Here is a 24,289-nt window from a genome sequence, read left to right on the forward strand (position 1 = left end):
AAAATAAAAGGAGATGTTGAAGTAAGGAGTTAAGATATGGATGTCATTGCATTTTTCGATTCCATTACATTAGAAGATGTTGAACGATTCTTTAAAGAATACCGAGCGCTCGGACCTCTTCCAGGGATTCTGCTTCCGATGCTTGAGGCTTTTTTTCCGTTCTTGCCTCTTATTCTGTTTGTAATTGCGAACGCTAATTCATTTGGACTTTGGTTCGGCTTTTTGTACTCGTGGATCGGTTCATCGGCAGGCGCATTGCTCGTGTTTTTTTTAGTGCGAAAGTTTGGCCGGAAGCGTTTTTTAAATTTTTTAAGCAGACATGAAAAAGTAAGACGAATGATGAACTGGGTCGAACGGCACGGCTTTGCTCCTTTATTTTTAATGCTCTGTTTCCCTTTTACGCCTTCTGCGCTTGTAAATGTAGTAGCCGGTCTTTCCAAAATCAATGTGTGGCAGTTTGCGCTCGCTGTTTTATCAGGGAAGCTCGTGATGATTTTTATGCTTAGCTTATCAGGGTATGATTTACGGGAGCTGATTGAAGAGCCCGTCCGGTTGATCATTGTGTTTGTTGTGATGGCGCTCATGTGGTTTATCGGAAAAAGGATTGAGCAGCGTTTAAATGTTTCGTTAATTAAACGAAAAGATAAAAAGTAGGTGAAGAGCCGTGAGGAAAAAACGAGTTATTGCGGGAATCGTCACTTCAGCTCTTTTATCAACCGTTTTAATTAAAAATATTGCGTTTGCCGCGTACACTGTTGATGGCGTATCGATGCAGCCCACCTTAAAAGAAGGCCATCATTTTTATATAAATAAATTGACGAATCGGTTTAATAAAATTGAACGGTTTGACATTGTCGTGTTTCAGATGCCCGGCGAAAAGCAAGTTTTGGTTAAAAGGGTCATCGGCCTTCCAGGAGAAAAAATTGAATATCGAAACGACAAATTATATGTGAATGGGAAATATGTACCGGAACCATTTTTAAAGAAAAATAAAGAAAAAGTATATGGAAATCCAATCACAGGGAATTTTACATTAAAAGAAATAACTGGAAAAGAAGCGGTGCCGGAAAAATGTATTTTTGTCATTGGCGACAATCGGTTAAACAGCAGGGACAGCCGGCATTTTGGCTTTGTTCATGAAAAAAATGTGATCGGAGAGGTAAAACCGTAAACGATGATTCCTATTAGTTGGAAATTCGGATTGTCCGAATCAATGGATTTTCAAAACCATTTACAGTAAAATAAATGTATTCATAAACACGAAATCAGAATGGGACAAGAAAATTGTCCCATTTTCCGTTTGGATGCCTTCTGAAGGGGGGAGATTTCATGGGTATTAAGTTTTTGGTCGGTTCATCCGGCACAGGAAAAACGACGGCAATCTTAAACAAAATTAGGGAAAAATTAAAAGAAGATCCGTATAATGGAAAACCTATTTTGTTTCTTGTTCCAGATCAAATGACTTTTCAAATGGAATATGAACTGATGAAAACTCCGGAATTAGGAGGAATCATTAGAGCACAAGTATTGAGCTTCAACCGTTTGGCGTGGAGGGTGCTGCAGGAGGAAGGAGGCATCAGCCGTACCTTTATTTCCCAAACAGGCATGAACATGTTTCTTCGAAAAATCATCGAAGAAAAAAAGCACGAATTTAAAGTGTTTTCCAAAGCCAGTGAAAAAAAAGGCTTTATTGAGCATATCGAACAGATGATTACAGAAATGAAAAGATATATCATCAGTCCAGATATGCTGGATGATCAAGTAAAAAAATTAGCGGAAAGCCATGATCATAGAGAGCGGATTCTTTCCGATAAATTGAAAGATTTGGCGGGCATCTATCGTTCCGTGGAAAAATTATTTGCTGATAAATACATAGATTCAGAGGATTATTTGCAGCTTCTTTCAGAGAAGATTTATGAATCAAGCTACATGGACGGAGCGGAAATTTATATCGACGGCTTTCACAATTTTACGCCTCAAGAATTGCAAGTAATCGAATCGATGCTGAAAACAGCTTCTTCTATAACAATTGCTCTCACATTGGATAAACCGCCTGAAGAGGCCGTTGCCGACGAGCTTCATTTATTTTACATGACGGCTGAAACCTTTTCTTTGCTGAAAAAAATGGCTGAACGAAATAATATTTCCATTGATGAAGTAGCATATATGACTGACCGGAAACGTTTTATTGAAGAGCCGTCACTTGTTCATCTAGAAAAAATGTACTCTTCCCATACTCCCGAACCTTTTCACGGAGACAGCGCGATTGTATTTATGCAAGCGGTGAATAGACGCGCCGAAATTGAAGGGATTGCTAGAGAAATTATCCGCCTCGTTCGGGATGAGGGAGTGCGATTTCGGGAGATTGCACTGCTTATTAGAAACATGTCCGATTACAGAGATTTGCTGGAGCAATTGTTTCAAGATTACGAGATTCCTTTTTTTATAGATGAAAAAAGCTCAATGACATATCATCCGCTGATCGAATTTATCCGCTCGAGCTTGGAAGTCATAACCGGAAACTGGCGGTATGAAGCTGTTTTCAGAACGATTAAAACAGAATTTCTTTACCCGCTAGATGCCGATAAAGCCGAAATGAGAAAAGAAATGGATCAATTGGAAAATTATGTGCTTGCCTACGGTATTCAAGGGAAAAAATGGACGGATCAAGCCGGCTGGACGTACAGGAAGTACCATTCATTCTATGACAACGACAAAAAGACAGATGAAGAAGAGGAAATAGAAAAACGGATCAATCAATTACGGAAGCTGATTGTGGAGCCTCTGCAGGCATTGGAAAATAAGATGAAACGCGCCAAAACCGGCAGGGATATGGCCGAAGCGCTATATATGTATTTAGAACAAACAAAAGTGCCTGATAAGCTGGAGCTTCTTCGTCTAGATGCGGAAAATGGAGGGAACTTGATTGAAGCAAGGGAGCATGATCAAGTTTGGAATGCTGTGATAGAGCTATTGGATGAATTTGTAGAAATTATGGGCGATCAGGAAATTTCCATTCATTTGTTTAGGGAAATGGTCGAAACCGGAATGGAATCGATGAAATTTTCTCTCGTTCCGCCGGCCATTGACCAAGTGATTGTCGCAACACTTGACCGGTCACGTTTATATGGCATTAAGATGGCATTTATTGCAGGAGCAAATGACGGAGTGCTTCCAGCAAAACCGGTGGAAGACGGAGTTTTAACAGATGATGAAAGAGAGCTTCTATATCATAATGGAGTGAAGCTTGCGCCGACAGCTCGAAGAAAATTGCTGGATGAAAATTTTTTGATTTATTTAGCGCTCGCGTCTGCTAAGCAAAAGCTGTATTTATCGTATTCTTTGGCGGATGAAGAAGGAAAAGCGCTCATGCCGTCTATTATTGTCAAACGGTTAAAAGAAATGTTTCCAGATGCTAAGGAAATGATCTCTCTTAATGAACCGGAAAGTGAGGAGGCGGAAGAACAGCTTTCTTTTATTGTCAGTCCGAATGTTTCTTTGTCTGTTTTAACTTCAAAATTGCAAAATTGGAAAAAGCAGTATCCTCTCCATGAGCTGTGGTGGGATGTTTACAATTACTTTGTATATGATCAAGAATGGAGCAGCAAAGCGAAAAAGGCGATTGCCAGCCTGTTTTATTCAAATACAGAAAGACCTTTATCCGAAGAGGTAAGCAGAAAATTATATGGACGGAAAATACAAGGAAGCGTTTCAAGGATGGAGCGGTTTCGGGCATGTCCTTTTGCCCACTTTGCTTCTCACGGCTTAAAGTTAAAAGAACGGGAGTATTACAGATTGGAAGCGCCGGATATCGGCCAATTGTTCCATGCGGCATTAAAGCTGATGGCAGACCGGCTTCAAAGCATGAAAGTAGAATGGCGCGAATTAACAAAGGAGAATTGCGAAAGACTTGCTCATGATGCAGTCGAACAGCTGGCGCCGAAGCTGCAAAAAGAAATTTTAATGAGCACAAACCGCCACTATTATATTAAACGCAAGCTTCAAAATATTGTTGCCCGCGCATCAAAGGTTTTAAGCGAACATGCAAAAGCAAGCGGTTTTGTCCCAATTGGTTTAGAAATATCATTTGATGAAAAAAGCAAGCTCCCCCCGTTCCGATTTAAGCTTGAAAACGGATGTACGTTGGAGGTCGTCGGAAGGATAGACCGAGTGGATAAAGCGGAAAGTTCGAAAGGTCTTTTGCTTCGCATCGTCGATTTTAAATCGAGCGACAAAACATTAAATTTGGCAGAAGTGTATTACGGCATTGCGCTGCAGATGCTCACTTACTTGGATGTTGTTATTTCCAATTCTCAATCTTGGCTTGGCGTAGAAGCGACTCCAGCAGGGGTGCTGTATTTCCATATTCATGATCCGTTCATACAGTCCCCAGATTTATTAACGGATGATGAAATAGAAGAAGAAATTTTGAAGAAATTTAAAATGAAAGGCTTGCTGCTTGGAGACGAAGAAACGGTGCGGTTAATGGATCAAAAATTGGAAAGCGGCTATTCCAAAATCGTTCAAGCCGGCATAAAGAAAACCGGGGAATTTTATGCAAATTCTCAAATCGCCAGCGAGGATGAATTTCATGCATTACGCTCGTATATCCGGCGCGAATTTAAGCGGATCGGTACGGAAATAACAGACGGAAATATTTCCATTGCGCCATATAAAATGAAAGAGAAAACGCCTTGCACCTTTTGTTCCTTTAAATCGGTCTGTCAATTTGATGAATCGATTGAAACGAACCGTTTTCGCATATTGAAAAGCTTAAAAGGGGAAGAAGTGCTGCAAAAGGTAAGAGAGAAGGTGGATTCAGATGAAGAATGAGCTGAAAAAGTTAGAAAAAGGCCAATGGACCGATGAACAATGGAAAGCGATTGTTGCCGACGGACAAGATATATTAGTGGCGGCCGCTGCCGGATCAGGGAAAACGGCCGTTCTAGTTGAGCGGATTATTCGCAAGCTGACCGACAATCAGCATCCTGTAGATGTGGACCGGCTGTTAATCGTAACGTTTACAAACGCTGCGGCTGCAGAAATGCGCAGCAGAATTGGCGAAGCGCTGGCAAAGGCTTTGCGAAAACAGCCTTCTTCCCTCCATCTGCGCCGCCAATTAACCCTTTTAAACAAAGCGCAAATATCAACATTGCATTCTTTTTGCCTGCAAGTCGTTCGCAAATTTTATTACAAAATTGATATTGATCCCGGGTTTCGAATAGCGGACGAAACAGAAATGGAACTGTTAATGGAAGATTGCATGGATGAATTGTTAGAAGAAGAATACGGAATGGAGCATAATGAACTATTTTTCGAATTAGTTGACAAATATACAGGCGATCGCTCAGATGATGAAATCAAAAAAATTATTAGATCCATTTATGAATTTGCTAGATCTAATCCATTCCCGGAAAAATGGCTTGATGAAATGGTGCAAATGTATGACATAGAACAAGCTGAATCATACGAGGACTTGCCGTTTTTTCAATATTTACGGAAGGATATAGCGATACAGCTTTCCGGAATAAAGGATTTGTTAGCGAGAGCTCTCGACATTACGAAATTGCCGGGCGGCCCCTCTCCAAGGGCTGAAAATTTACTCGATGACATGAAACAGGTGGAAAACATTATAAACGCTTCATCGTGGCAGGAGCTTGCCGAGCAAATGAGAGCTTTTCAACCGACACGCGCCAAGGCATGCAGGGGAGAAGAATATCGAAAAGAGCTCATTGATGAAGTGACGGAAATGAGAAAGAAAGCGACAAAGGAAATAGAGAAATTAAAAAATGAGCTTTTCTCTAGGGATATTCAAAACCAACTGCTCGATTTGAAAAAAATGAAGCGCACAATGATTTGTTTAGCCGACTTGGTGAAAAAATTTGCTGTCCGGCTGGAAGCAATGAAAAAAGAAAAAGGAATTGTCGATTTTTCGGATCTTGAGCATTATTGTTTGCAAATATTAACAGAAAAAGATGAGAAGGGAAATGTTGTTCCGAGTGATGCTGCTTTGTTTTTCAAACGACAATTTCAAGAAGTATTAGTGGATGAATACCAAGATACCAACTTGGTGCAGGAAGCGATTTTAAAGCTGGTGTCAAAGGATCATGAAGCGGAAGGAAATTTATTTATGGTCGGCGATGTAAAACAATCCATTTATCGTTTTCGGCTGGCTGAACCGTTATTGTTTTTGGCGAAATATAAACGGTTTACCTCCAGCGGAACGAATTCCGGCTTGCGCATCGATTTAGCTAAAAATTTCCGCAGCCGAAAAGAAGTTTTGGACGCCACAAATTTTCTTTTCAAACAATTGATGGGAGAGACTGTAGGCGAAGTCGTTTATGATGAGGCAGCAGAATTGAAGCTTGGCGCACGTTATCCAGAGAACAGTAGAATGAATACAGAGCTCCTCCTAATAGACCGCCGGAAGGAGGAATTAGCAGAAAAAGAAGAAATAATGATTGAATTTGATGAAGAAGAATTGGAAACGGTGCAGCTTGAAGCCCGCCTTATGGCGAAAAAAATAAAAGAGCTTATTCAGGAAGGCTTTCCTGTTTACGACCGAAAGCTTGATCGTACGAGACCTGTCACATACAGAGATATTGTGATCCTGCTTCGTTCGATGCCTTGGGCGCCGCAAATCATGGAAGAGTTTAAGCAGCAAGGTATTCCGGTGTATGCGAATTTATCAACAGGATATTTTGAAGCAACAGAAGTGGCCATTATGCTTTCGCTTTTAAAAATTATCGACAATCCTTATCAAGATATTCCGCTCGCTTCTGTGCTGCGTTCGCCGATTGTCGGCTTAAGCGGAAATGAACTTGCCATCATCCGTCTTTATAAGAAAAACGGTCCGTATTTCGATGCACTTGAATCATTTTTGCAGCAAGAAAAAGCCCATCATAGCGAGCTTTATCAGAAAGTAAGCGAATTTGTCAGCCGGCTCAATCAATGGCGGAACTTGGCGAGAAAAAGCTCCGTTTCGAATTTAATTTGGCAATTGTACCGTGATACCCGCTTTTTTGACTTTGCAGGCGGAATGCCCGGCGGAAAGCAGCGGCAGGCCAATTTAAGGGCATTATATGACAGAGCAAGGCAATATGAGGAAACGTCCTTTCGGGGATTGTTCCGATTCCTGAGGTTTATTGAAAGAATGCAGGAACGGGGCGATGATTTAGGAGCAGCAAGAGCTTTAGGAGAACAGGAAGATGTTGTCCGAATTATGACGATTCATTCAAGCAAGGGGCTTGAATTTCCGATTGTTTTCTGTGCAGGTTTATCTAAACGATTTAATATGAAAGATTTGACCAAAAAATATTTGCTCGATAAAGAATTAGGATTTGCCTCGCTGTTTATCGATGAAAAAAAGCGGATTGTGTATCCTACTCTTCCTTATATAGCTGTAAAAAAGAAATTGAGAATGGAAATGCTTTCGGAAGAGCTTAGGGTATTGTATGTGGCTTTGACTAGAGCAAAGGAAAAGCTGTTTTTAATCGGCACAGTGAAAGACGGAGAAAAAAAGTTTAAAGAATGGGAGCAATCATTCACTCACCGCGAATGGCTGCTTCCAGATTACGATCGTTTAAAGGCAGTATGTTATTTAGATTGGATCGGTCCTGCTGTCATCCGTCATAAAGATGCGGCAATTTTACGAGAAGAAGAAAGAGAAGCAGCGGATGAAATCTTCTCTTATCCGGTGAAATTGCAAATTGATGTGATTCCTGAAGAAAAATTAAAAGAGCAAAATGAGCAGGCAGCGGTTATGATGGATGAAAAAATGGACGCTTTGAGAAATTTTGTTCCTGTTCAGTCAACAAGTAGCTTTGCCAACCAAGTGCAAAATCAGTTGTCCTGGATCTATCCTTTTTCAGATGCAGCCTCTCTCCGGTCGAAGCAATCGGTGACGGAAATCAAAAGAAGACTTCAATTTTCAGATGAATACAGCGACATTTCCATAAAGAAGAAAATACAAGGGAATTCCTCGTACAAGCGTCCGAAATTTATGCAGGCAAAATCTCTTACAGCAGCAGAAAAAGGAACGGCCATGCACACAGTGATGCAGCATTTGCCATTGGGTGAAGACTTGACGGAACAAACGATTCGACAAACCGTGCATTCTCTCGTGAAAAAAGAAATATTAACGGAGGAGCAGGTGGAAGCGGTCAATGTAGTAGGAATTGTGCAATTTTTTGAATCACCGCTGGGTAGACGCCTAAAAGGCGCAAAAAAAATTTTTCGCGAGATCCCTTTCAATTTGGCAGTTCCGGCGAACGAAATTTACGAAAAAGGAAGTTCTCTCAATACTGAAACGGTCATCGTTCAAGGTGTGATCGACTGCCTTTTTGAAGATGACGATGGGCTCGTTCTGTTAGATTACAAAACGGATGCGGTAAAGGATCGTTTTCCATCCATTGAAAAGGCAAAACAGGTGCTTGCTTCTCGATATGAAATTCAAATTGACTTGTATGCAAAGGCGGTAGAGTCAATCTTAAAAAGACGAGTCGATGATCGGTATTTATTCTTTTTTGATGCAGGGCTCATCATAAAATTATAGATTTGCAGACTATTTTAGAGGTGAGGCAATTGAGAATCTTGCATACGGCGGATTGGCATCTCGGAAAAACGCTTGAAGGTCGGAGCAGGCTAAAAGAGCAGGCACAGTTTCTTGATGAACTGTATGAAATTGTTGTAAAGGAGAAAATTGATGTCATTTTGATGGCAGGAGACGTTTTTGATACGGTGAATCCTCCGGCAGGAGCAGAAAAGCTGTTTTATGAAAGTATTTCAAGACTTTCTGAAAGAGGTAAAAGACGTGTGATCATCATTTCCGGAAATCATGACAGTCCGGAACGATTGCAAGCAGCAGCTCCGCTGGCAAAGGAGCAGGCGATCGAGCTGATCGGCTACCCGAGAGGCGATGTTTTAACGGTTGAAGTTCCGCGGACAAATGAAACAATGAAGCTGGCGGCGCTTGCTTATCCGTCGGAAGCAAGGCTGAATGAACTGCTTTCAAACGAATATGATGAACTCTTATTGAGAGAGCATTACGATGAAAAAATTCGCGGCTTGTTTGCAATGATGAGCAGAGAGTTTGAACCTCATACGGTGAATATTGCCATGAGCCATCTTTATGTAGCCGGAGGCAGCACGACAGATTCGGAGAGACCGATTGAAGTCGGCGGAGCGTATACAGTTCGAGCCACAAGCCTCCCGGAAAAAGCGCAATATGTCGCATTGGGGCATCTTCACCGGCCGCAAAATGTTAAAAAGTCCAATGTGCCGGCAAGATATTCCGGATCGCCGCTTGCCTATAGCTTTTCTGAGGCAGGTTATACGAAGTCTGTCACAGTGATCGATGCAAAACCCGGCGAGAACGCGGTTGTTTCCGAAATTTATTTGTCGAGCGGAAAACCGCTTGTGAAATGGAAAGCAACTGGCGGTCTTCTTCAAGTTCACCAGTGGCTTGAAGAAGGAAGAGACAAAAACGCATGGATTGATCTTGAAATTTTTTTGACCGACAGCCTTTCATTAGAAGAAATTCATCGGTTGAGAAAATGGCACGACGGTTTTATTCACATCCGGCCGATTTTTGAAAAAGAAGCCGAAAAGGTCCAACAAGAAAGAAGAGAAAATCTCCCGATTGATGAAATGTTTAAACGTTTTTACAAAAAACAAACTGGCGGCGCCGAGCCGGAGGCAGAGCTTATTGAACTGTTTATGACATTGCTCTCTGAAGACTTAAAAGAGGAAGGAGCACAGTCATGAAGCCGATAAAACTTTCTTTAGCTGGACTGAATAGCTATCGAAAGATGCAGACGGTCGATTTTGAAACACTATGCGACGGCGGTGTCTTCGGAATATTTGGTCCGACTGGCAGTGGAAAATCAACGATATTGGATGCCATTACGTTAGCGCTTTATGGAAAAGTAGAGCGAGCGGCCAATAATACGCAAGGGATAATGAACCATGCGGAAGATCAATTATATGTCAGTTTTACATTTGAGCTTGAAGATGGCCGATCAAAAAAAAGATACACTGTTGAACGAGCGTTTAAGCGGGTGGATAATGTCAGGATCAACACAAGGCTGTGCCGGCTTCTCGAAATAGGAGAAGAAACGGTCGTTTTGGCAGATAAAACAAATGATGTAAATGACAAGATTTACGAGCTTTTAGGGCTGACGATAGAGGATTTTACCCGCGCTGTTGTCCTTCCGCAAGGGAAGTTTGCTGAATTTCTTTCTTTAAAAGGCTCGGAAAGAAGGAAAATGTTTGAACGATTGTTCAATTTGGAACGATTCGGCGACCAATTAAATAAAAAGCTGAAAAAACGTCTTTTGGAATCAAGACAGCAATTCGCTGAATTGTCAGCGGAACAAGCAGGTCTTGGCGATGCCTCGAAAGAAGCTGTTTTAGAGGCAAAAAAAACGTTTATACGCTGTGATACAGTGCTGAAAGAACGGGAAAAGCAGCTGGATGAGGCAGCAAAGGAATTTGAGCGGATTCAGACAATCTGGAATTTGCAGACGGAAAAAACGACTTATGAGAAAAAACGACAGGAGCTTGAGCAAGAAAAGGAGCGGTTTCAAGAAATCGAAGAAAAGCTGAAAAAAGCTGAGCAAGCGGAGATGCTGAAACCATATGCGGAAGCAGTGCTCGAGCATTTAGCGGAAAAGGACCGTTTTGAAAAAGAAACAGAGCTTTGGCAGCAGGAAGAGAAAAAGCTAGCAAGCCTTTATAAAGAAAAAAAGGAAGCTTTTGAAGCGATTCGTGCCAAAAAAGCTGTTGAAGAGCCGGAGCTTTTAACAAAACGTGAACTATTGAAACAGCTTATCTCATTGGATGCAGAAATCAAAGAGGATGAAGCATCGTTTGCAAAGCTGAAAGAAGACTATGAAGCATTGAAAACGAGGCTGCATGAAAAACAGCATACAGAGAGAAAGACGAGCGAATTATTAAATAGGGCGTTAGAGAAGCAGCAGGCTTTAAAACAGCAGGCGAAAGAAGAAACAGTTTCAAGAGAATTCCGGGAAAAAATCCAAAAAGCATATCAACAGAAGCTGAAAATCATGCAGCTTATGAAAGACGAATATGAATTAAAAAGCAAAAAGCAAAAGAAAGAAGACCAGCTTAACGAATGGCGGGAAAAGGCTGACGAGTCCGCCCGCAAAAAGAGTGAATTAAACGAACGCCTGGCAGGTAATTTCAATCAATTACAAAAAGTTTATGATCGTTTATGCAGCCAAATGCGGGAGCATGAATTTTTTAAAGAAAAAGTAAAGGATGATTTACAAGCTGCAAAAAGTCAGCTTGAAGAAGAAAGAACAAATCAGGCGGCAGCTTTGATTTCCGAGCAGTTGACGGAGGGGGAGCCTTGCCCTGTCTGCGGCTCCACACATCATCCGGCCCCGAACAGACATTTTTCGATTGAACGTTTAAAAAAATTAGAAGAAACAACGCAGCAGCTAGAACGAATTTTCAAAGAATGTGATCAAACCGAACAGCTGTATTCCTCGCTGAAGCAAAAGCTGCAGGAGCTGTCTGAAGATTTACAAGCGGAACAGTCATTCCTTGCCGGAGTGAAAGAAATAGCGTCGGCTAACGAAGAGCCGATCATTACGATGGACGATAAGCCTCATGATCTTTTGGCATATGACAAATTTAAAATCGAATGGAAAGCTTTGAACCAAGATTACTTAGAAATAAAAGACGCAATAAGAAAAACAATAGCAGACATTCGTGAAGTCAACCATATTACAGCACAAATAGAACCGTTGCTGGATGCTGGGGAAAAAGACTTATCCGAAATCATGCTACAATTGCAAAATGTAATAGAGCAGCTGGAAGAAGAAAAAAGAAAGTGGGATTTAGAGTTTGCTGATCTCGATATGGATCAAATCGAGATGTATGTAAAGGAAATTAGTAAAAAAGACTCGCTCGTTGAACAGCTGCACGAACGAATTGAAAAAAGCGTCAGCTTTATTCAAGAAAAAGAACAGGAAATCGAGCGGTTAAGGGAAGAAATACTCAATCTTTCCACTCAATTAGCTGCCAAAAAAGGAGAAATGGACAGGCAGGCAGAACTGATAGCCGATAAACAGAAAAGGCTCACAGCGCAAAGAGCTGCAAAGGAAAACCTTTTAACAGAGCTTAAGAGGATCGATCTTGCCCTTGAACAGCTAAAAAGGGATGAACAAGCAGCTTATGATATTTTCCAAAAAACGGCAAATGAATATCAAAAAGCTGAAAGTCAGCTCCATACCGCCAAACAGCAATTGACAAGCTGTATAAGCAAGCTTGAAAAAGCGGAAAAAAATTGGAACGACCGAAAACAGCAGACTCCTTTTGCAAATGTGCATGAAGTGAGAAATTCCGTTTTGCAGGAAGAAGAAAAACTGGCTATGCAAACGAGTCTAGATCAATATAAAAAAGAAATGGAGCATGTAGCATCTGCAATTGAACGTCTGGAAGAAAAATTAGGCGGAACTGTTCTTAAGCAGGAAACATGGGAAGAAACGAAAAAATGCTTAGAAGAAGCTAGAAAGCAAGTAAACGAAGCAATGGAACAAAGAGGCGCGGCGGCAAAGCATTTGCAGCTGTTAAAGGAAAAACATGAACGATATGTGGAAATAGAAAAAGAGAAAGAAGAGTTGCAGCTTCTTCTTAATCGGTTAGAAAAACTTCAAGCCGTCCTGAAAGGGAATAGTTTTGTCGAATACATGGCTGAGGAACAGCTTCAACAAATAAGCTTTGATGCTTCACAGCGGCTTGGGGAATTGACAAGACAAAGATATGCGATTGAAGTCGATTCAGAAGGCGGTTTTATCATGCGTGACAATGCAAATGGCGGAGTAAAACGACCTGTTTCGACATTATCTGGCGGAGAAACATTTTTAACTTCTTTAGCCTTAGCTTTGTCGTTGTCCACCCAAATTCAGCTTCGCGGAAAATATCCGCTTCAGTTTTTTTTCCTTGATGAAGGGTTTGGAACGCTTGATGCAGAGCTTCTCGATACGGTTGTATCGGCTTTGGAAAAACTGCAATCGCAAAATTTATCCGTTGGCGTAATCAGTCACGTGCAGGAGCTAAGGGAACGATTGCCTAAGCGGCTGATCATTGAGCCAGCTGAACCTTCCGGAAATGGAACGACCGTGCGAATCGAAACGATTTAATTACATGAAGCAAGGATATTTCTGACCTAGTATGCCGTTACCAGTTAACAGCAAGTATTACATTCTCTAAAGGATCTTAACCGCTCAACATGACGGGGCTGTCTAATAAGTCGATTTTCCGGCTTATAGACGCCCCGTTAATGTTTTAGAAATGTTGATATATCAATGTTTATGATGTTTCGTTTTCAATGGATTTTGACTTTCTAAGACAGCCCCTGCTAATCTTAGCATGTTTTGATTGCTGTGCTCATCCGTACTTTTTTAACCGTTTTTCATTGTTTTGACAAGATGTATGCTGCTTCAGCATTCTCCAAATAAGCGAAAAAAGCAGGTTCGATGGTGACGCCTGCTGCATCATGCACAAATCGTTTCAGCATTTCCAAATAAGCTTAAAAACAGGAGAACGGTACCATCTGCAATTTACCCCGTTTTGAAATAGGTTGAGTAAAAGTTTTCCGTCAAAAAAAAAGACTATGAAAAGGCGAGTCTTATAAAATATAAAATTCCTCTTTTACAACGGGATGAAAATCACTTTACGAAATTAACTGTATTGTATGTTAATGTTGTGAGTGCGAATGCTTTCTAACTGTATAACAGTCCATGAAAAAACTAATGCAGGTTTTCAGCTTCTTTGAACCGATTCATAGTTTCACTCTATTTGTGCATCATGAGGACATCCATTCCTAAAAAGAGTCTTTTGATCTGAAATGCAAGACAATGCGCTTTTTTTATTGAGCAGGACAACAAATTGAATGTCCTGCTCGCAAATAGTGTTTCTGGATCATAATATAAATCCAATCGTTATTTTTCACTAAGTCTTTTTAACGAACCAGGTGGCTATGCATTTGCCGTCTGGTTTTGATCATTTACGTCCGGATCGATTCCGTTTGTTATGCTGAGACCGTTGTTATTAATATGAAAATCGCCTGTGCAGCTGCTACCAGAGCCGCTGATGGATTTTGATGCTGATTTTGGAGATAAATAAAAGGAATCTCCGAAATTCACAACTCCTCCTGAAACGGAATTAATTTTTATCGGTCCGACAATCGCTGGCATGAGGAACATCCTTTTCCTTGTTGTCTCATAAATCACATGCGTAGAGAAAATCTATTGTTCAGGGATCAATATGTTTTGTCCTGTTGAAATTACCGTTGTTTTTCGTCGCCATCAACGTTTTTAGACAATTGTCGAATATGTTTTATTCGTGCTTCCGCGCATATTTCTTCGGCTGATCCAAAGTTCACGATGCTTGAAGATGAAATGCCCAAAATTTTTACGTGATCGACATATATGTTCGGAGAATTGTTTGAATATGCGCTGGAAAATTGTTCGTCAAAGGAAGGCTGAGGAATAGATTCGCGGAAAAGCTGATAGGAGCGAAACGACCCTTCCTTTGTATTAAATTTTTCATAGTCCCGCTGAACTGCCAGAACATTCGTTTTAGGGGTAATTTTTTTCGCGTCACCGATTTGGAATACGGAACAGATGTCTACTGAGTGTATATACGCCACTCTTATGTTCGCAAATCTTTTTAACAAATACATTAGTCTAATGACAAAGGAACAAATGGACCGATGATTAATGATTCAGGTGGCGTATCAAAAATGGAAGAAAGAGAGATTTTATCCGCATCCCCTATTAAAAAAACTGATGAACTTGAAACCCCTATGATTCTCACCATGCCCACATGCAAGCCGTTATTGATGACGGTAAAATTCATGACAATTCGTCGCCTTTCTTTTTATTGGGGAAATGTTTAAAAAAATGATCGATCGATTGATCAATATCTTTTTTTACCTTTTCTTCAATCCATTGTATTTTTTCTTTTATATCTGTTTGCTCATGGAGACGGAGTCTTTGTAGATAATAAGTAATCCTTCCTTCAAGTTGTTTTCTAATGTCTTCTATGATGATAGCTTTATATGTTTCATCTAATTCATATTCATAGTTTTTAGCAAAGTCTTCAATCTTTTTCGGACATTCTTCTTGTAAATAACTATGAATGCTTTCAACGCATTGTTCGAATATTTGCTGTTTTAATTCGCGATGAACATCATCGACGTTTAGTTCTTCATTTTTTACGGAAAATTGTTCAATTGCCTCCTGATCGGCAGGATTTAAACCGATATTCAAGACTCCTTCGAGCGTTTCGATTTTCAATTGGTCAAATTTGTACTCAACTTTTTCAATATTTGTATAAGGTTTGTTTTTGATCTCTTCCATTTGTTCTTCAAGGTAAAGAAACCCTTTTTCCAGATGGTCGATTCTTTTGCTTTGGGAATGGAGATATTGTTCCAATTTTAGGATATATTGCAATAATGATTGCACAGTGTAATTCATGATGTTCTCCCCACCTTTATCAGCATTCGTTACCATATTTATATTCTTTTCCAAATGAAAGGTGAATCACTATGAAATGCTTGGTGGACGGAGAGGCACAATGACTCCGTTTCCCTGGCCGGATGGAGCGGGAGACGGTTCAGTAAATTGTCCTGTGTTGTATAAATTCGACAGCGGTTTTATGATTCCGGCGCTGCCGATTTGAAATACGGATGAATTGGCGATCGTTCCGATACGTATAAATTGTATGTGAATCGATTGTTGAATATAAAAATTCATAAAACCACCCTCTAAGCGTTTAACACTTGCGGCTGATCAACGAGATCACTGTCAAACGTATTCGTAATGCTGTTTTGATTAAATACGTAAAGACCGTCGCCTGTATTGAAGGAACCTGCCCCTGCGAATGTTTTCACTTCACTGTATGGTGAAATGTTTACGACGTCTCCGACATGAACGACACTGGCCGTCCCGACGCTATTTACCTTCATAGCACCAACAATTGCAGGCATCGTTTTCCATTCCTTTACCTTAAAAGTTATTTAGCTATTTTTAGTGTATGTTATGTCTTGAAAACTGTGATAAACGTTTAGAGTCGCATTTTTGTATCCTCAATATTTCACAAAATAACTATGCAAAATTCGTGGTGCTTTTAGCCCGTTTACATGAAAAACTCCATCAAATGATTGCACAAAAAAATTTTTTTGCCCGAATAGCATGATGACTCTTCTTGTTTTACAATGTTTTTCATTTGTCAAGGAAAAATAATGGAAAAAAGTACAAAAAAATTATTATTCTTACTTGACATATAGGATTAATACGATTAAAATGTAACTCAATATTATTTTCTTAAACTATCAAAAAGTTTTTGTCGTGAAAATCCCTACCGTTTTAGTCGAGATTAATCTAGTAAACTTTCAGGGGAAGGGGGCATTTGGTGAAGGTTTCAAGCAGAGGTGAATATGCATTACGTGCTTTGCTTGTACTTGGTCAGCAACAGGGAAAAGTCTGTCCGATCAATGAAATCGCCAAACAAACGCTAGTTACGGTCAAATACTTGGAACAAATCTTGCTCCAATTAAGAAAATTGGGGTATGTGCACAGTAAAAGGGGTATACAAGGAGGCTATATGCTCCGTTTATCGCCGACTGACATTAACATAGGGGAGGTTATCCGGCAAATTGAAGGTCCTTTATCTCCAATGGGGTGTGCCAGTACGACGGCTTATGTGCCGTGTCCATTGGAAGATAAGTGTTTATTAAAGCCGCTTTGGACGGTTGTACGTGACACAATTGCCCGCGTTCTTGAACAAACAACTTTAGATGATTTATTGAATAAAAGAATTACAACGGGAATTGGAGGGGAGAGCTTTGTTAAAAACGAAAATTGATCAGGAGTGGATTGAAAGAATTATACGTTCACTAGAAGATTTGGAATACGGATCTGTGCAAATTATTGTACATGACTCAAGAATTACACAAATCGAAAAATTGGAAAAATTCCGTTATCCTTTAGAACGAAAGGATAGCCATAACAAAGGGGCTAAGTGAACATATAAAACAATATCATAAAGAGGTCGTCGATCGGTCCACCGAAGACTCCCTATGTCTTTTCAATATTCCCGGATCGAGGAAGTTTTTTTATTTATAACACCGCCATCGAAACATAGCGGAAAGGGAGATGAATTTTATGAATATTACAAATAAACGTAAGTCAAAAGGACTATTTTTTCTATTATCTGTTATTACAAGTGTAGCTCTTGTTTTAAGTGCTTGTGGTTCAAAAAATGAAAGTGCCAGCTCCAGCTCAGAGGGAGATAAAAAGGCAGTCGAGTTATTAAACGTTTCTTATGACCCTACACGTGAGCTTTACCAAGACTTTAATAAAGCTTTCGCAAGCTATTGGAAAGAAAAAACTGGTCAAGAGGTTACGATAAAGCAATCACATGGCGGTTCTGGCAAGCAGGCGCGGTCTGTTATCGATGGTTTGGAGGCTGATGTTGTAACGTTAGCGCTGGCTTATGATATTGACGCCATTGCAGATACTGGATTGATCGAAAAAAATTGGCAACAAAGATTGGATAAAAACAGTTCTCCTTACACGTCCACTATTGTGTTTCTAGTACGCAAAGGAAATCCGAAAGGTATTAAAGATTGGGACGATCTTGTCAGATCTGATGTTTCGATTATAACCCCCAATCCAAAAACATCGGGTGGAGCACGCTGGAATTATTTAGCTGCATGGGGATACGCATTGAAAAAATATGGCGGCGATGAAGAGAAGGCAAAAGAATTTGTTGCGAAAATATATAAAAATGTTCCAGTATTAGATTCCGGGGCAAGGGGTGCTACAACAACATTTGTCGAAAGAAAAATCGGTGATGTTCTTCTTGCTTGGGAAAATGAAGCTTTTCTAGCCATCAATGAATTAGGAAAGGATCAATTTGAGATTGTTGTGCCTTCTGTAAGCATTTTAGCAGAACCTCCTGTTGCTGTTGTAGACAAGGTGGTTGATAAGAAAGGAACGCGCGAAGTAGCTGAAGAGTATTTGAAATATTTGTACACGGAAGAAGGACAGGAATTGGCAGCGAAGCATTATTATCGTCCAACATTGCCAAAAGTCGCTGAAAAATATAAAGATACATTCCCGCAATTGGAACTCTTTACAGTTGACGAACTGTTTGGGGGCTGGAGAGAGGCTCAGAAAAAACATTTTGACGACGGCGGTATTTTCGATCAAATTTATCAGCCGAAATAATGATTTGTTCCGATGAATGGAGGATTGGAAGTGGCCAAAACAAAACAACAGCACAGAAAAGGGGTTATTCCAGGTTGGGGACTCACGATGGGCTTTACGCTAACTTATCTTAGTTTAATAGTGTTGATCCCCTTGTCCGTTATCTTTTTAAAAGCCTCAACACTCAGCTGGGAGCAATTTTGGCAAATCGTCACAACTGACAGGGTGGCAGCCTCGCTTCGTTTATCTTTTGTTTCTTCATTTATTGCCGCTGCCATCAATTTAGTTTTTGGTCTTTTGCTTACTTGGGTGTTAGTGAAATATGATTTTCCAGGGAAAAGAATTATCGACGGATTAATCGATTTGCCGTTTGCTCTCCCAACTGCAGTAGCGGGAATTTCTTTAACAGCTGTTTATGCCCCGACAGGCGTTATTGGACAGTATTTGGACCGCTTCGGTATTGAGGCTGTTTATACCCCGCTCGGTGTCGTAATTGCTTTAACGTTTATCGGATTGCCGTTTGTTGTGCGGTCTATCCAGCCCATTTTGCATGATTTAGATCAGCAGTACGAAGAAGCGGCAGCTGTTTTAGGTGCAAACCGTTGGCAAACGTTTTGGAAAGTGATTTTGCCATCACTTGTTCCTGCGATGTTCACCGGGTTTTCGCTCGCATTTGCGCGGGCGTTAGGCGAATACGGATCAGTCGTTTTCATTTCCGGCAATATGCCAATGAAAACGGAGATCGCCCCTCTTTTGATCGTCACCAAATTGGAACAGTACGATTATGAGGGGGCAACAGCGATTGCCGCTATTGTATTGATTATCTCTTTTTTCCTGCTTTTTCTTATAAATTATTTGCAATGGAGAACGAGTCGAAAATATTTTATTCATTAAGTCACTAAGGAGATGTTATGCCTCAAATGGGTACTAAAACGAAGAAACAGCCTCTTGTCGGTGTTCATACAGAATCTGCGTGGATTCGTTTTATATTGACGGGAACGGCTCTATTATTTGTTGGTTTTTTTCTCATTATCCCGCTAATTACTGTTTTTACAGAAGCTTTGAAAAACGGTTTAGAAGTTTATTTTGCTTCGGTTACAGAACCGGATGCTCAATCAGCGATCCGTCTTACACTTTTGACCGCAGCAATAGTAGTGCCATTAAATTTTATTTTTGGTATTGCTGCTGCATGGTGTATCACAAAGTTTCAGTTTCCCGGGAAAACCTGGCTCATCACGCTTATTGATTTGCCGTTTTCTGTATCGCCCGTTATCGCTGGTTTAAGCTTTGTTTTATTGTTTGGTGCACAAGGTTTGTTAGCGCCGGTTTTAGATTCGCTCGGATTGAAAATAATCTTTGCTGTCCCAGGCATAATTTTGGCTACTTTATTTGTAACTTTTCCGTTTGTAGCCCGCGAGTTAATACCGGTCATGCAGGCAAAGGGGAGTGAACAGGAGGAAGCCGCTTTATCTTTAGGTGCCAGCGGATGGAAAACATTTTTATTCGTGACGCTTCCAAACGTCAAATGGGGAATTTTATACGGCGTCATCCTGTGCAATGCGAGAGCAATGGGTGAATTTGGAGCCGTTTCTGTTGTGTCAGGGCATATACGAGGAATGACAAATACGATCCCGCTCCATGTAGAAATTTTATATAATGAGTACCAATTTACTGCTGCATTCGCAGTCGCTTCCCTTTTAGCTATGTTGGCGATCGTTACATTAATTGTTAAAGGGGTGCTTGAATGGAAGGGTGTAGTTGATGGAAAAGGGTAAGGAGTGTGCATCATGGATATCAATGTGAAGCAAATTTCTAAAAATTATGGCTCATTTCAAGCATTAAAAGAAGTAAATTTAACAATACCGTCAGGGAAGATTACCGCTTTGTTAGGTCCATCCGGTTCAGGGAAAACTACGTTGCTGCGGATGATTGCCGGATTGGAAATGCCTGATAGCGGAGGCATCTATTTTGGCGACCATGATTATACGACAAAAACGGTCCGTGAAAGAAATGTCGGTTTTGTTTTTCAACATTACGCTTTATTTCATCATATGAATGTTTTTGAGAATATTGCATTCGGACTTAAAGTGCGTCCGCGAAAAGACAGACCGACCAAACAAGACGTCCAACGAAAAGTAAATGAATTGCTTCATTTAGTCCAATTAAATGGTCTTGATCGCCGTTACCCGGCTCAATTATCAGGCGGACAGAGGCAGAGAGTTGCATTAGCTAGAGCGTTAGCAGTGGAGCCGAACGTGCTTCTGCTTGATGAGCCGTTTGGAGCTCTTGATGCAAAAGTGCGTCAAGAATTGCGGAGATGGTTGCGGCAGTTGCATGAACAATTACATGTAACAACTGTTTTTGTTACGCATGACCAAGAAGAGGCCTTAGAGGTTGCTGATCAAGTGGTAATCTTAAATAATGGACAAATTGAGCAAGTCGGAACACCGGATGAAGTATATCAACATCCAAAAACGAAATTCGTGTATCAGTTTCTAGGGCGTGTTAATGTTTTTCATGCTGAAGTGAACGATGGTCGCCTACATATCGGAGAAGCATTATTTGCTGCACCTGATGAAAACATTCAAACGAAAAAAATGATCGGGTATATTCGTCCTCATGAAGTGCGAATAACTCGACATAATGATAATCAAAAATCAATTCAAGTAAAGGTTCGCCGCATCCAATCTTATGGTCCGATTGTCCGTTTGGAATTGGAAAGATTGAAAACGAATGATCTGATCGAAGTGGACTTGAGTGTTGAACAGGCGAATCAACTGAACGTGAAAAATGATGAGATTCTTTATGCTGACTTGGAAAAAATAAAGTTTTTTTCAGATTCTCCATCCGTAGAATGAATAAATAATGTCGCCAAGATCATTATCACTCGAAAAGCCTGCATTTCAAAAAGAATGTAAATAAATTTGACTAATAGTTTTTATAAGGACAAAGGGGGTAGCAAAATGAGGAGAAAAAATCAAAAATCTTTGCTTGCCTTGCTTTTAATCATGATTGTTAGTTTATTTGCTGTTATATCCGGCTGCTCAGGAGAAGAAAAGAATGTGAAAAGCGCCGGTGAATCTCAAGAAACAAAAGATAAAGAGGAAAAGGTAGTTAGAATCGGATATCAAAAATACGGGACATTAAACATCTTAAAGAAACAAGGAACGCTGGATAAAGCGTTAAAAAGTCACGGATATTCTGTCGAATGGATTCAATTTCCGGCAGGTCCGCAGCTTTTGGAAGGATTAAATGTCGGCAGCATTGATATCGGGCATACTGGCGAAGCGCCGCCGATCTTTGCACAAGCGGCAGGCACTGATTTAGTTTATATTGGTCATGAGCCAGAAAGCCCTCTTTCAGAAGCTATTCTTGTTCCAAAAGATTCACCCATCCGCACTGTTCAGGATTTAAAAGGTAAAAAGGTTGCGCTCAACAAAGGCTCAAACGTCCATTACTTGCTCGTAAAAGCTTTGGAAAAAGCGGGGCTGACCATAAATGATATTGAACCTAAATATCTCGTACCGGGAGATGCAAGAGCAGCCTTTGAACAAGGAAGTGTGGATGCATGGGTCATTTGGGATCCTTTCTTTGCTGTTGCTGAAACGGAGACAGGCGCCAGAGTTTTGGCAGACGGAAAGGATTTAGTGAAAAATAGAGAGTTTTATTTAGCGAGCAGAAAGTTTGCCGAAAATCATAAAGAGGTTATCGATCTGTTATTGGAAGAAATCAATAAAACAGATCAATGGGCTAAAAGTGCTCCAAAAGAAGTTGCAGAACTATTGTCACCTGAATTGGGAATTGATGTTGCTTCGCTTGAAAAAGCAGCTAAAAGAAGAACATATGGTGTTCAGAAAATAAGCGAACAAGTTCTAAATGATCAGCAGGTAATAGCAGATACTTTTCATCAATTAAAATTAATTCCTGAAAAAATCAATGTAAAAGAAGCAGCTTTGGAGGAAACAAACAACTAAATGAAAACAATAGCGAACCGACCAGACAACTGGAGGCTCCTACTTAGCAGAAGCATGCTAAGAAAGGGGCCTTTTTGCGCATTTAAAACCTTGAATGACAGATGAAAATCTAAAAACGAAATGGGTGGAGTGAAAAATGAACATTTTTTGGTTTATTCCAACACATGGTGATGGGCATTATTTAGGTACTACCATTGGAGGACGTACAACCGATTTGTCTTATTTCAAACAAATTGCCCAAGCAGCGGATCGCCTTGGTTACAGCGGGGTACTGATTCCAACTGGAAGATCTTGCGAAGATGCTTGGATTATTGCCTCTGCCTTAATTCCCGTTACGGAAAACTTACGGTTTCTTGTGGCAGTTCGGCCGGGGTTGATGGCTCCTTCCGCTGCTGCAAGGATGGCCTCGACATTTGACAGAATTTCAAATGGACGATTGCTAGTAAACGTTGTAACCGGTGGTGATCCGGTGGAGCTGAAGGGTGATGGAATTTTTTATTCACATGATGAAAGATATGAAGTGACTGACGAATTTTTGACAATTTGGCGAAAGCTGCTTGCAAATGAAAAAGTCGATTTCACAGGTCGTTACTTACAGGTGGAAGGAGGAGACCTTTTGTTCCCGCCAGTGCAAAAACCATATCCGCCTGTCTTTTTCGGCGGTTCATCATTGGCTGGCCAGCAAGTAGCGGCAAAGCATGCAGATGTATATTTAACATGGGGAGAGCCGCCGAAACAGGTTGCTGAAAAACTGAATCAGGTGAAAAAGCTGGCAGAGGAACAAGGAAGAACAGTGCGCTTCGGCATTCGCTTGCATATCATCGTCCGTGAAACGGATGAAGAAGCATGGCAAGCAGCCGAACGGTTAATCAAATATGTGGATGATGAAACGGTCGCTCAGGCACAAAAGGTTTTTGACCGTTTTGATTCAGTAGGGCAGCGCAGGATGTCAGATCTTGTGAAAAGAGACCGCAAGTCGCTTGAAATCAGCCCGAATTTATGGTCAGGAATCGGTCTTGTGCGCGGCGGAGCAGGTACGGCGCTAGTCGGCAGTCCGGAAACAATTGCAGAAAGGATGAAGGAATATGCTGATCTCGGCATCGAGACATTTATTTTATCCGGCTATCCTCATTTAGAGGAAGCATATAGAACAGCTGAACTGTTGTTTCCTCACTTGCCGATAAGCCATGTTCAAAGAAACAGTGAACCACAACCGTTTGGACCATTTGGAGAAATTATTGCCAACAACAGTTTACCAGCAGAAATGGAGAGAATCAGAAAATGAAAAAGTCGTTGTTTTCCGATCAAGTAAAAAAACAATTAATCCCATGGCTTTTGCCTATATTGATTTTAATCATTTGGCAATTGTTATCCTCTAAAGGGATTCTTTCAACAAAAATTCTTCCAGTGCCGTCAGACGTTGTGATGGCAGGAGTGGAGCTCATTCGTTCTGGTGAATTGTTTCAGCATTTGCTGATCAGCTTTAAACGAGCCATAATCGGTTTTTTGATTGGAGGAAGCATTGGCTTGTTTCTCGGCCTTATTAACGGGCTGTTTCCGATCGCAGATAGAATTTTCGATACAACGATTCAAATGGTGCGGAATATTCCTCACCTGGCCATGATTCCTCTTGTCATCCTTTGGTTTGGAATTGGTGAGGAAGCCAAAGTATTTTTAGTAGCAGCTGGAGTGTTGTTCCCGATTTATGTGAATACACTTCATGGCATTCGGTCAGTAGATCAAGGGTTGATTGAAATGGGACGGGTATATGGACTTCGTTCCTGGCTTCTCTTTTGGCAAGTGGTGTTGCCCGGCGCCCTCCCGTCTATTTTAGTCGGAGTTCGATATGCACTGGGGATCATGTGGCTGACGTTAATTGTTGCTGAAACAATTTCCGCAGATTCTGGTATCGGATATATGGCCATGAATGCGAGAGAATTTATGCAAACAGATGTAGTGCTGCTCAGCATTCTTCTATATGCATTATTTGGAAAAATAGCGGATTCAATGGCAAAATGGCTTGAAAGAAAATGCTTAAATTGGAATCCAAATTATCAAAACTTGTAGAGA

21 protein-coding genes are annotated in these 24,289 nt (G+C 40.7%); 15 read left to right on the forward strand and 6 right to left on the reverse strand.

From position 1 onward, the window contains the following. Positions 1 to 36 precede the first annotated feature (36 nt). From RI196_RS05075 to RI196_RS05100, 6 genes are all read left to right on the forward strand, one after another. Positions 37 to 654 carry a TVP38/TMEM64 family protein gene (locus tag RI196_RS05075; protein WP_063386622.1) on the forward strand — a complete coding sequence of 206 codons (618 nt, stop codon included), beginning with the start codon at positions 37 to 39 and terminating at the stop codon, positions 652 to 654. 10 nt (positions 655 to 664) lie between these two features. Then, entirely contained in the window at positions 665 to 1,171 is a 507-nt protein-coding gene (gene lepB, locus RI196_RS05080; RefSeq protein ID WP_063386623.1) for a signal peptidase I, read from the forward strand. A 158-nt stretch (positions 1,172 to 1,329) separates the two neighbouring features. After that, positions 1,330 to 4,833, forward strand: coding sequence for a helicase-exonuclease AddAB subunit AddB (gene addB, locus RI196_RS05085; protein WP_311067014.1), 3,504 nt, complete (start codon positions 1,330 to 1,332; stop codon positions 4,831 to 4,833). Next, positions 4,823 to 8,554, forward strand: a complete 3,732-nt coding sequence (addA, locus tag RI196_RS05090) for a helicase-exonuclease AddAB subunit AddA (RefSeq protein WP_311067015.1) — start codon at positions 4,823 to 4,825, stop codon at positions 8,552 to 8,554. The genes addB and addA overlap by 11 nt, the downstream gene beginning before the upstream one ends. A gap of 29 nt (positions 8,555 to 8,583) precedes the next feature. After that, on the forward strand, positions 8,584 to 9,765 hold the full coding sequence (locus RI196_RS05095; RefSeq protein ID WP_311067016.1) for an exonuclease SbcCD subunit D: 1,182 nt from the start codon (positions 8,584 to 8,586) through the stop codon (positions 9,763 to 9,765). Further along, positions 9,762 to 13,169 (forward strand): SbcC/MukB-like Walker B domain-containing protein, encoded by a 3,408-nt coding sequence (locus tag RI196_RS05100; RefSeq protein ID WP_311067017.1) that lies wholly within the window; start codon positions 9,762 to 9,764, stop codon positions 13,167 to 13,169. The genes RI196_RS05095 and RI196_RS05100 overlap by 4 nt, the downstream gene beginning before the upstream one ends. A gap of 837 nt (positions 13,170 to 14,006) precedes the next feature. Here the strand turns inward: RI196_RS05100 and RI196_RS05105 are convergent. The 6 genes from RI196_RS05105 to RI196_RS05130 form a co-directional block, all read right to left on the reverse strand. After that, the gene (locus tag RI196_RS05105) at positions 14,007 to 14,225 is read right to left on the reverse strand and encodes a spore germination protein (protein ID WP_063386628.1); all 219 of its coding nucleotides are present in this window, start codon (positions 14,223 to 14,225) and stop codon (positions 14,007 to 14,009) included. Between the two features lie 89 nt (positions 14,226 to 14,314). Beyond that, on the reverse strand, positions 14,315 to 14,680 hold the full coding sequence (locus tag RI196_RS05110; RefSeq protein ID WP_157727918.1) for a spore germination protein GerPE: 366 nt from the start codon (positions 14,678 to 14,680) through the stop codon (positions 14,315 to 14,317). Between the two features lie 32 nt (positions 14,681 to 14,712). Next, positions 14,713 to 14,889, reverse strand: a complete 177-nt coding sequence (locus RI196_RS05115) for a spore germination protein GerPD (protein ID WP_063386630.1) — start codon at positions 14,887 to 14,889, stop codon at positions 14,713 to 14,715. After that, entirely contained in the window at positions 14,886 to 15,509 is a 624-nt protein-coding gene (locus RI196_RS05120; RefSeq protein ID WP_165381960.1) for a spore germination protein GerPC, read from the reverse strand. Before RI196_RS05120 ends, RI196_RS05115 begins: the two co-directional genes overlap by 4 nt. A gap of 69 nt (positions 15,510 to 15,578) precedes the next feature. Continuing rightward, on the reverse strand, positions 15,579 to 15,788 hold the full coding sequence (locus RI196_RS05125; protein ID WP_311067018.1) for a spore germination protein GerPB: 210 nt from the start codon (positions 15,786 to 15,788) through the stop codon (positions 15,579 to 15,581). An 11-nt stretch (positions 15,789 to 15,799) separates the two neighbouring features. Next, positions 15,800 to 16,021, reverse strand: coding sequence for a spore germination protein (locus RI196_RS05130; RefSeq protein WP_063386633.1), 222 nt, complete (start codon positions 16,019 to 16,021; stop codon positions 15,800 to 15,802). A gap of 425 nt (positions 16,022 to 16,446) precedes the next feature. On the opposite strand from RI196_RS05130, the gene RI196_RS05135 reads away from it, so the two are divergent. The 9 genes from RI196_RS05135 to ssuC all read left to right on the forward strand — a co-directional run bounded on the left by RI196_RS05135 (position 16,447) and on the right by ssuC (position 24,286). Beyond that, positions 16,447 to 16,899: an RrF2 family transcriptional regulator gene (locus tag RI196_RS05135; protein ID WP_063386634.1), complete on the forward strand. Its 453-nt coding sequence runs from the start codon at positions 16,447 to 16,449 to the stop codon at positions 16,897 to 16,899. After that, complete coding sequence (locus RI196_RS05140; RefSeq protein ID WP_094245314.1) at positions 16,880 to 17,059, forward strand: YezD family protein; 180 nt, start codon at positions 16,880 to 16,882, stop codon at positions 17,057 to 17,059. The genes RI196_RS05135 and RI196_RS05140 overlap by 20 nt, the downstream gene beginning before the upstream one ends. 139 nt (positions 17,060 to 17,198) lie before the next feature. Continuing rightward, positions 17,199 to 18,266, forward strand: a complete 1,068-nt coding sequence (locus RI196_RS05145; protein WP_311067019.1) for a sulfate ABC transporter substrate-binding protein — start codon at positions 17,199 to 17,201, stop codon at positions 18,264 to 18,266. 87 nt (positions 18,267 to 18,353) lie between these two features. Beyond that, on the forward strand, positions 18,354 to 19,139 hold the full coding sequence (gene cysT, locus RI196_RS05150) for a sulfate ABC transporter permease subunit CysT (protein ID WP_235600405.1): 786 nt from the start codon (positions 18,354 to 18,356) through the stop codon (positions 19,137 to 19,139). Positions 19,140 to 19,165: 26 nt separating this feature from the next. After that, positions 19,166 to 20,020 carry a sulfate ABC transporter permease subunit CysW gene (cysW, locus tag RI196_RS05155; protein WP_094246455.1) on the forward strand — a complete coding sequence of 285 codons (855 nt, stop codon included), beginning with the start codon at positions 19,166 to 19,168 and terminating at the stop codon, positions 20,018 to 20,020. A 12-nt stretch (positions 20,021 to 20,032) separates the two neighbouring features. Continuing rightward, positions 20,033 to 21,103, forward strand: a complete 1,071-nt coding sequence (locus tag RI196_RS05160) for a sulfate/molybdate ABC transporter ATP-binding protein (protein WP_311067020.1) — start codon at positions 20,033 to 20,035, stop codon at positions 21,101 to 21,103. A gap of 105 nt (positions 21,104 to 21,208) precedes the next feature. Continuing rightward, entirely contained in the window at positions 21,209 to 22,219 is a 1,011-nt protein-coding gene (locus RI196_RS05165) for a sulfonate ABC transporter substrate-binding protein (RefSeq protein WP_130158334.1), read from the forward strand. 136 nt (positions 22,220 to 22,355) lie between these two features. Next, complete coding sequence (ssuD, locus tag RI196_RS05170) at positions 22,356 to 23,504, forward strand: FMNH2-dependent alkanesulfonate monooxygenase (RefSeq protein ID WP_066250608.1); 1,149 nt, start codon at positions 22,356 to 22,358, stop codon at positions 23,502 to 23,504. Next, a complete protein-coding gene (gene ssuC / locus RI196_RS05175; protein ID WP_066250605.1) occupies positions 23,501 to 24,286 on the forward strand; it encodes an aliphatic sulfonate ABC transporter permease SsuC in 786 nt (261 codons plus the stop codon). Before ssuD ends, ssuC begins: the two co-directional genes overlap by 4 nt. Positions 24,287 to 24,289 lie beyond the last annotated feature (3 nt).

The sequence above is a fragment of the Aeribacillus composti genome, assembly GCF_031760945.1.
GTDB classification, from domain to species: Bacteria; Bacillota; Bacilli; order Bacillales; family Aeribacillaceae; genus Aeribacillus; species Aeribacillus composti.

What these genes read in the sequence shown, in the direction of transcription:
- RI196_RS05075 (WP_063386622.1), top strand. Translation starts at nt 37, where the DNA reads ATGGATGTCATTGCATTTTTCGATTCCATTACATTAGAAGATGTTGAA.
- addB (WP_311067014.1), top strand. Translation starts at nt 1,330, where the DNA reads ATGGGTATTAAGTTTTTGGTCGGTTCATCCGGCACAGGAAAAACGACG.
- addA (WP_311067015.1), top strand. Translation starts at nt 4,823, where the DNA reads ATGAAGAATGAGCTGAAAAAGTTAGAAAAAGGCCAATGGACCGATGAA.
- RI196_RS05100 (WP_311067017.1), top strand. Translation starts at nt 9,762, where the DNA reads ATGAAGCCGATAAAACTTTCTTTAGCTGGACTGAATAGCTATCGAAAG.
- RI196_RS05105 (WP_063386628.1), bottom strand. Translation starts at nt 14,225, where the DNA reads ATGCCAGCGATTGTCGGACCGATAAAAATTAATTCCGTTTCAGGAGGA.
- RI196_RS05115 (WP_063386630.1), bottom strand. Translation starts at nt 14,889, where the DNA reads ATGAATTTTACCGTCATCAATAACGGCTTGCATGTGGGCATGGTGAGA.
- RI196_RS05120 (WP_165381960.1), bottom strand. Translation starts at nt 15,509, where the DNA reads ATGAATTACACTGTGCAATCATTATTGCAATATATCCTAAAATTGGAA.
- RI196_RS05125 (WP_311067018.1), bottom strand. Translation starts at nt 15,788, where the DNA reads ATGAATTTTTATATTCAACAATCGATTCACATACAATTTATACGTATC.
- RI196_RS05130 (WP_063386633.1), bottom strand. Translation starts at nt 16,021, where the DNA reads ATGCCTGCAATTGTTGGTGCTATGAAGGTAAATAGCGTCGGGACGGCC.
- RI196_RS05145 (WP_311067019.1), top strand. Translation starts at nt 17,199, where the DNA reads ATGAATATTACAAATAAACGTAAGTCAAAAGGACTATTTTTTCTATTA.
- cysT (WP_235600405.1), top strand. Translation starts at nt 18,354, where the DNA reads ATGGGCTTTACGCTAACTTATCTTAGTTTAATAGTGTTGATCCCCTTG.
- cysW (WP_094246455.1), top strand. Translation starts at nt 19,166, where the DNA reads ATGGGTACTAAAACGAAGAAACAGCCTCTTGTCGGTGTTCATACAGAA.
- RI196_RS05160 (WP_311067020.1), top strand. Translation starts at nt 20,033, where the DNA reads ATGGATATCAATGTGAAGCAAATTTCTAAAAATTATGGCTCATTTCAA.
- RI196_RS05165 (WP_130158334.1), top strand. Translation starts at nt 21,209, where the DNA reads ATGAGGAGAAAAAATCAAAAATCTTTGCTTGCCTTGCTTTTAATCATG.
- ssuD (WP_066250608.1), top strand. Translation starts at nt 22,356, where the DNA reads ATGAACATTTTTTGGTTTATTCCAACACATGGTGATGGGCATTATTTA.
- ssuC (WP_066250605.1), top strand. Translation starts at nt 23,501, where the DNA reads ATGAAAAAGTCGTTGTTTTCCGATCAAGTAAAAAAACAATTAATCCCA.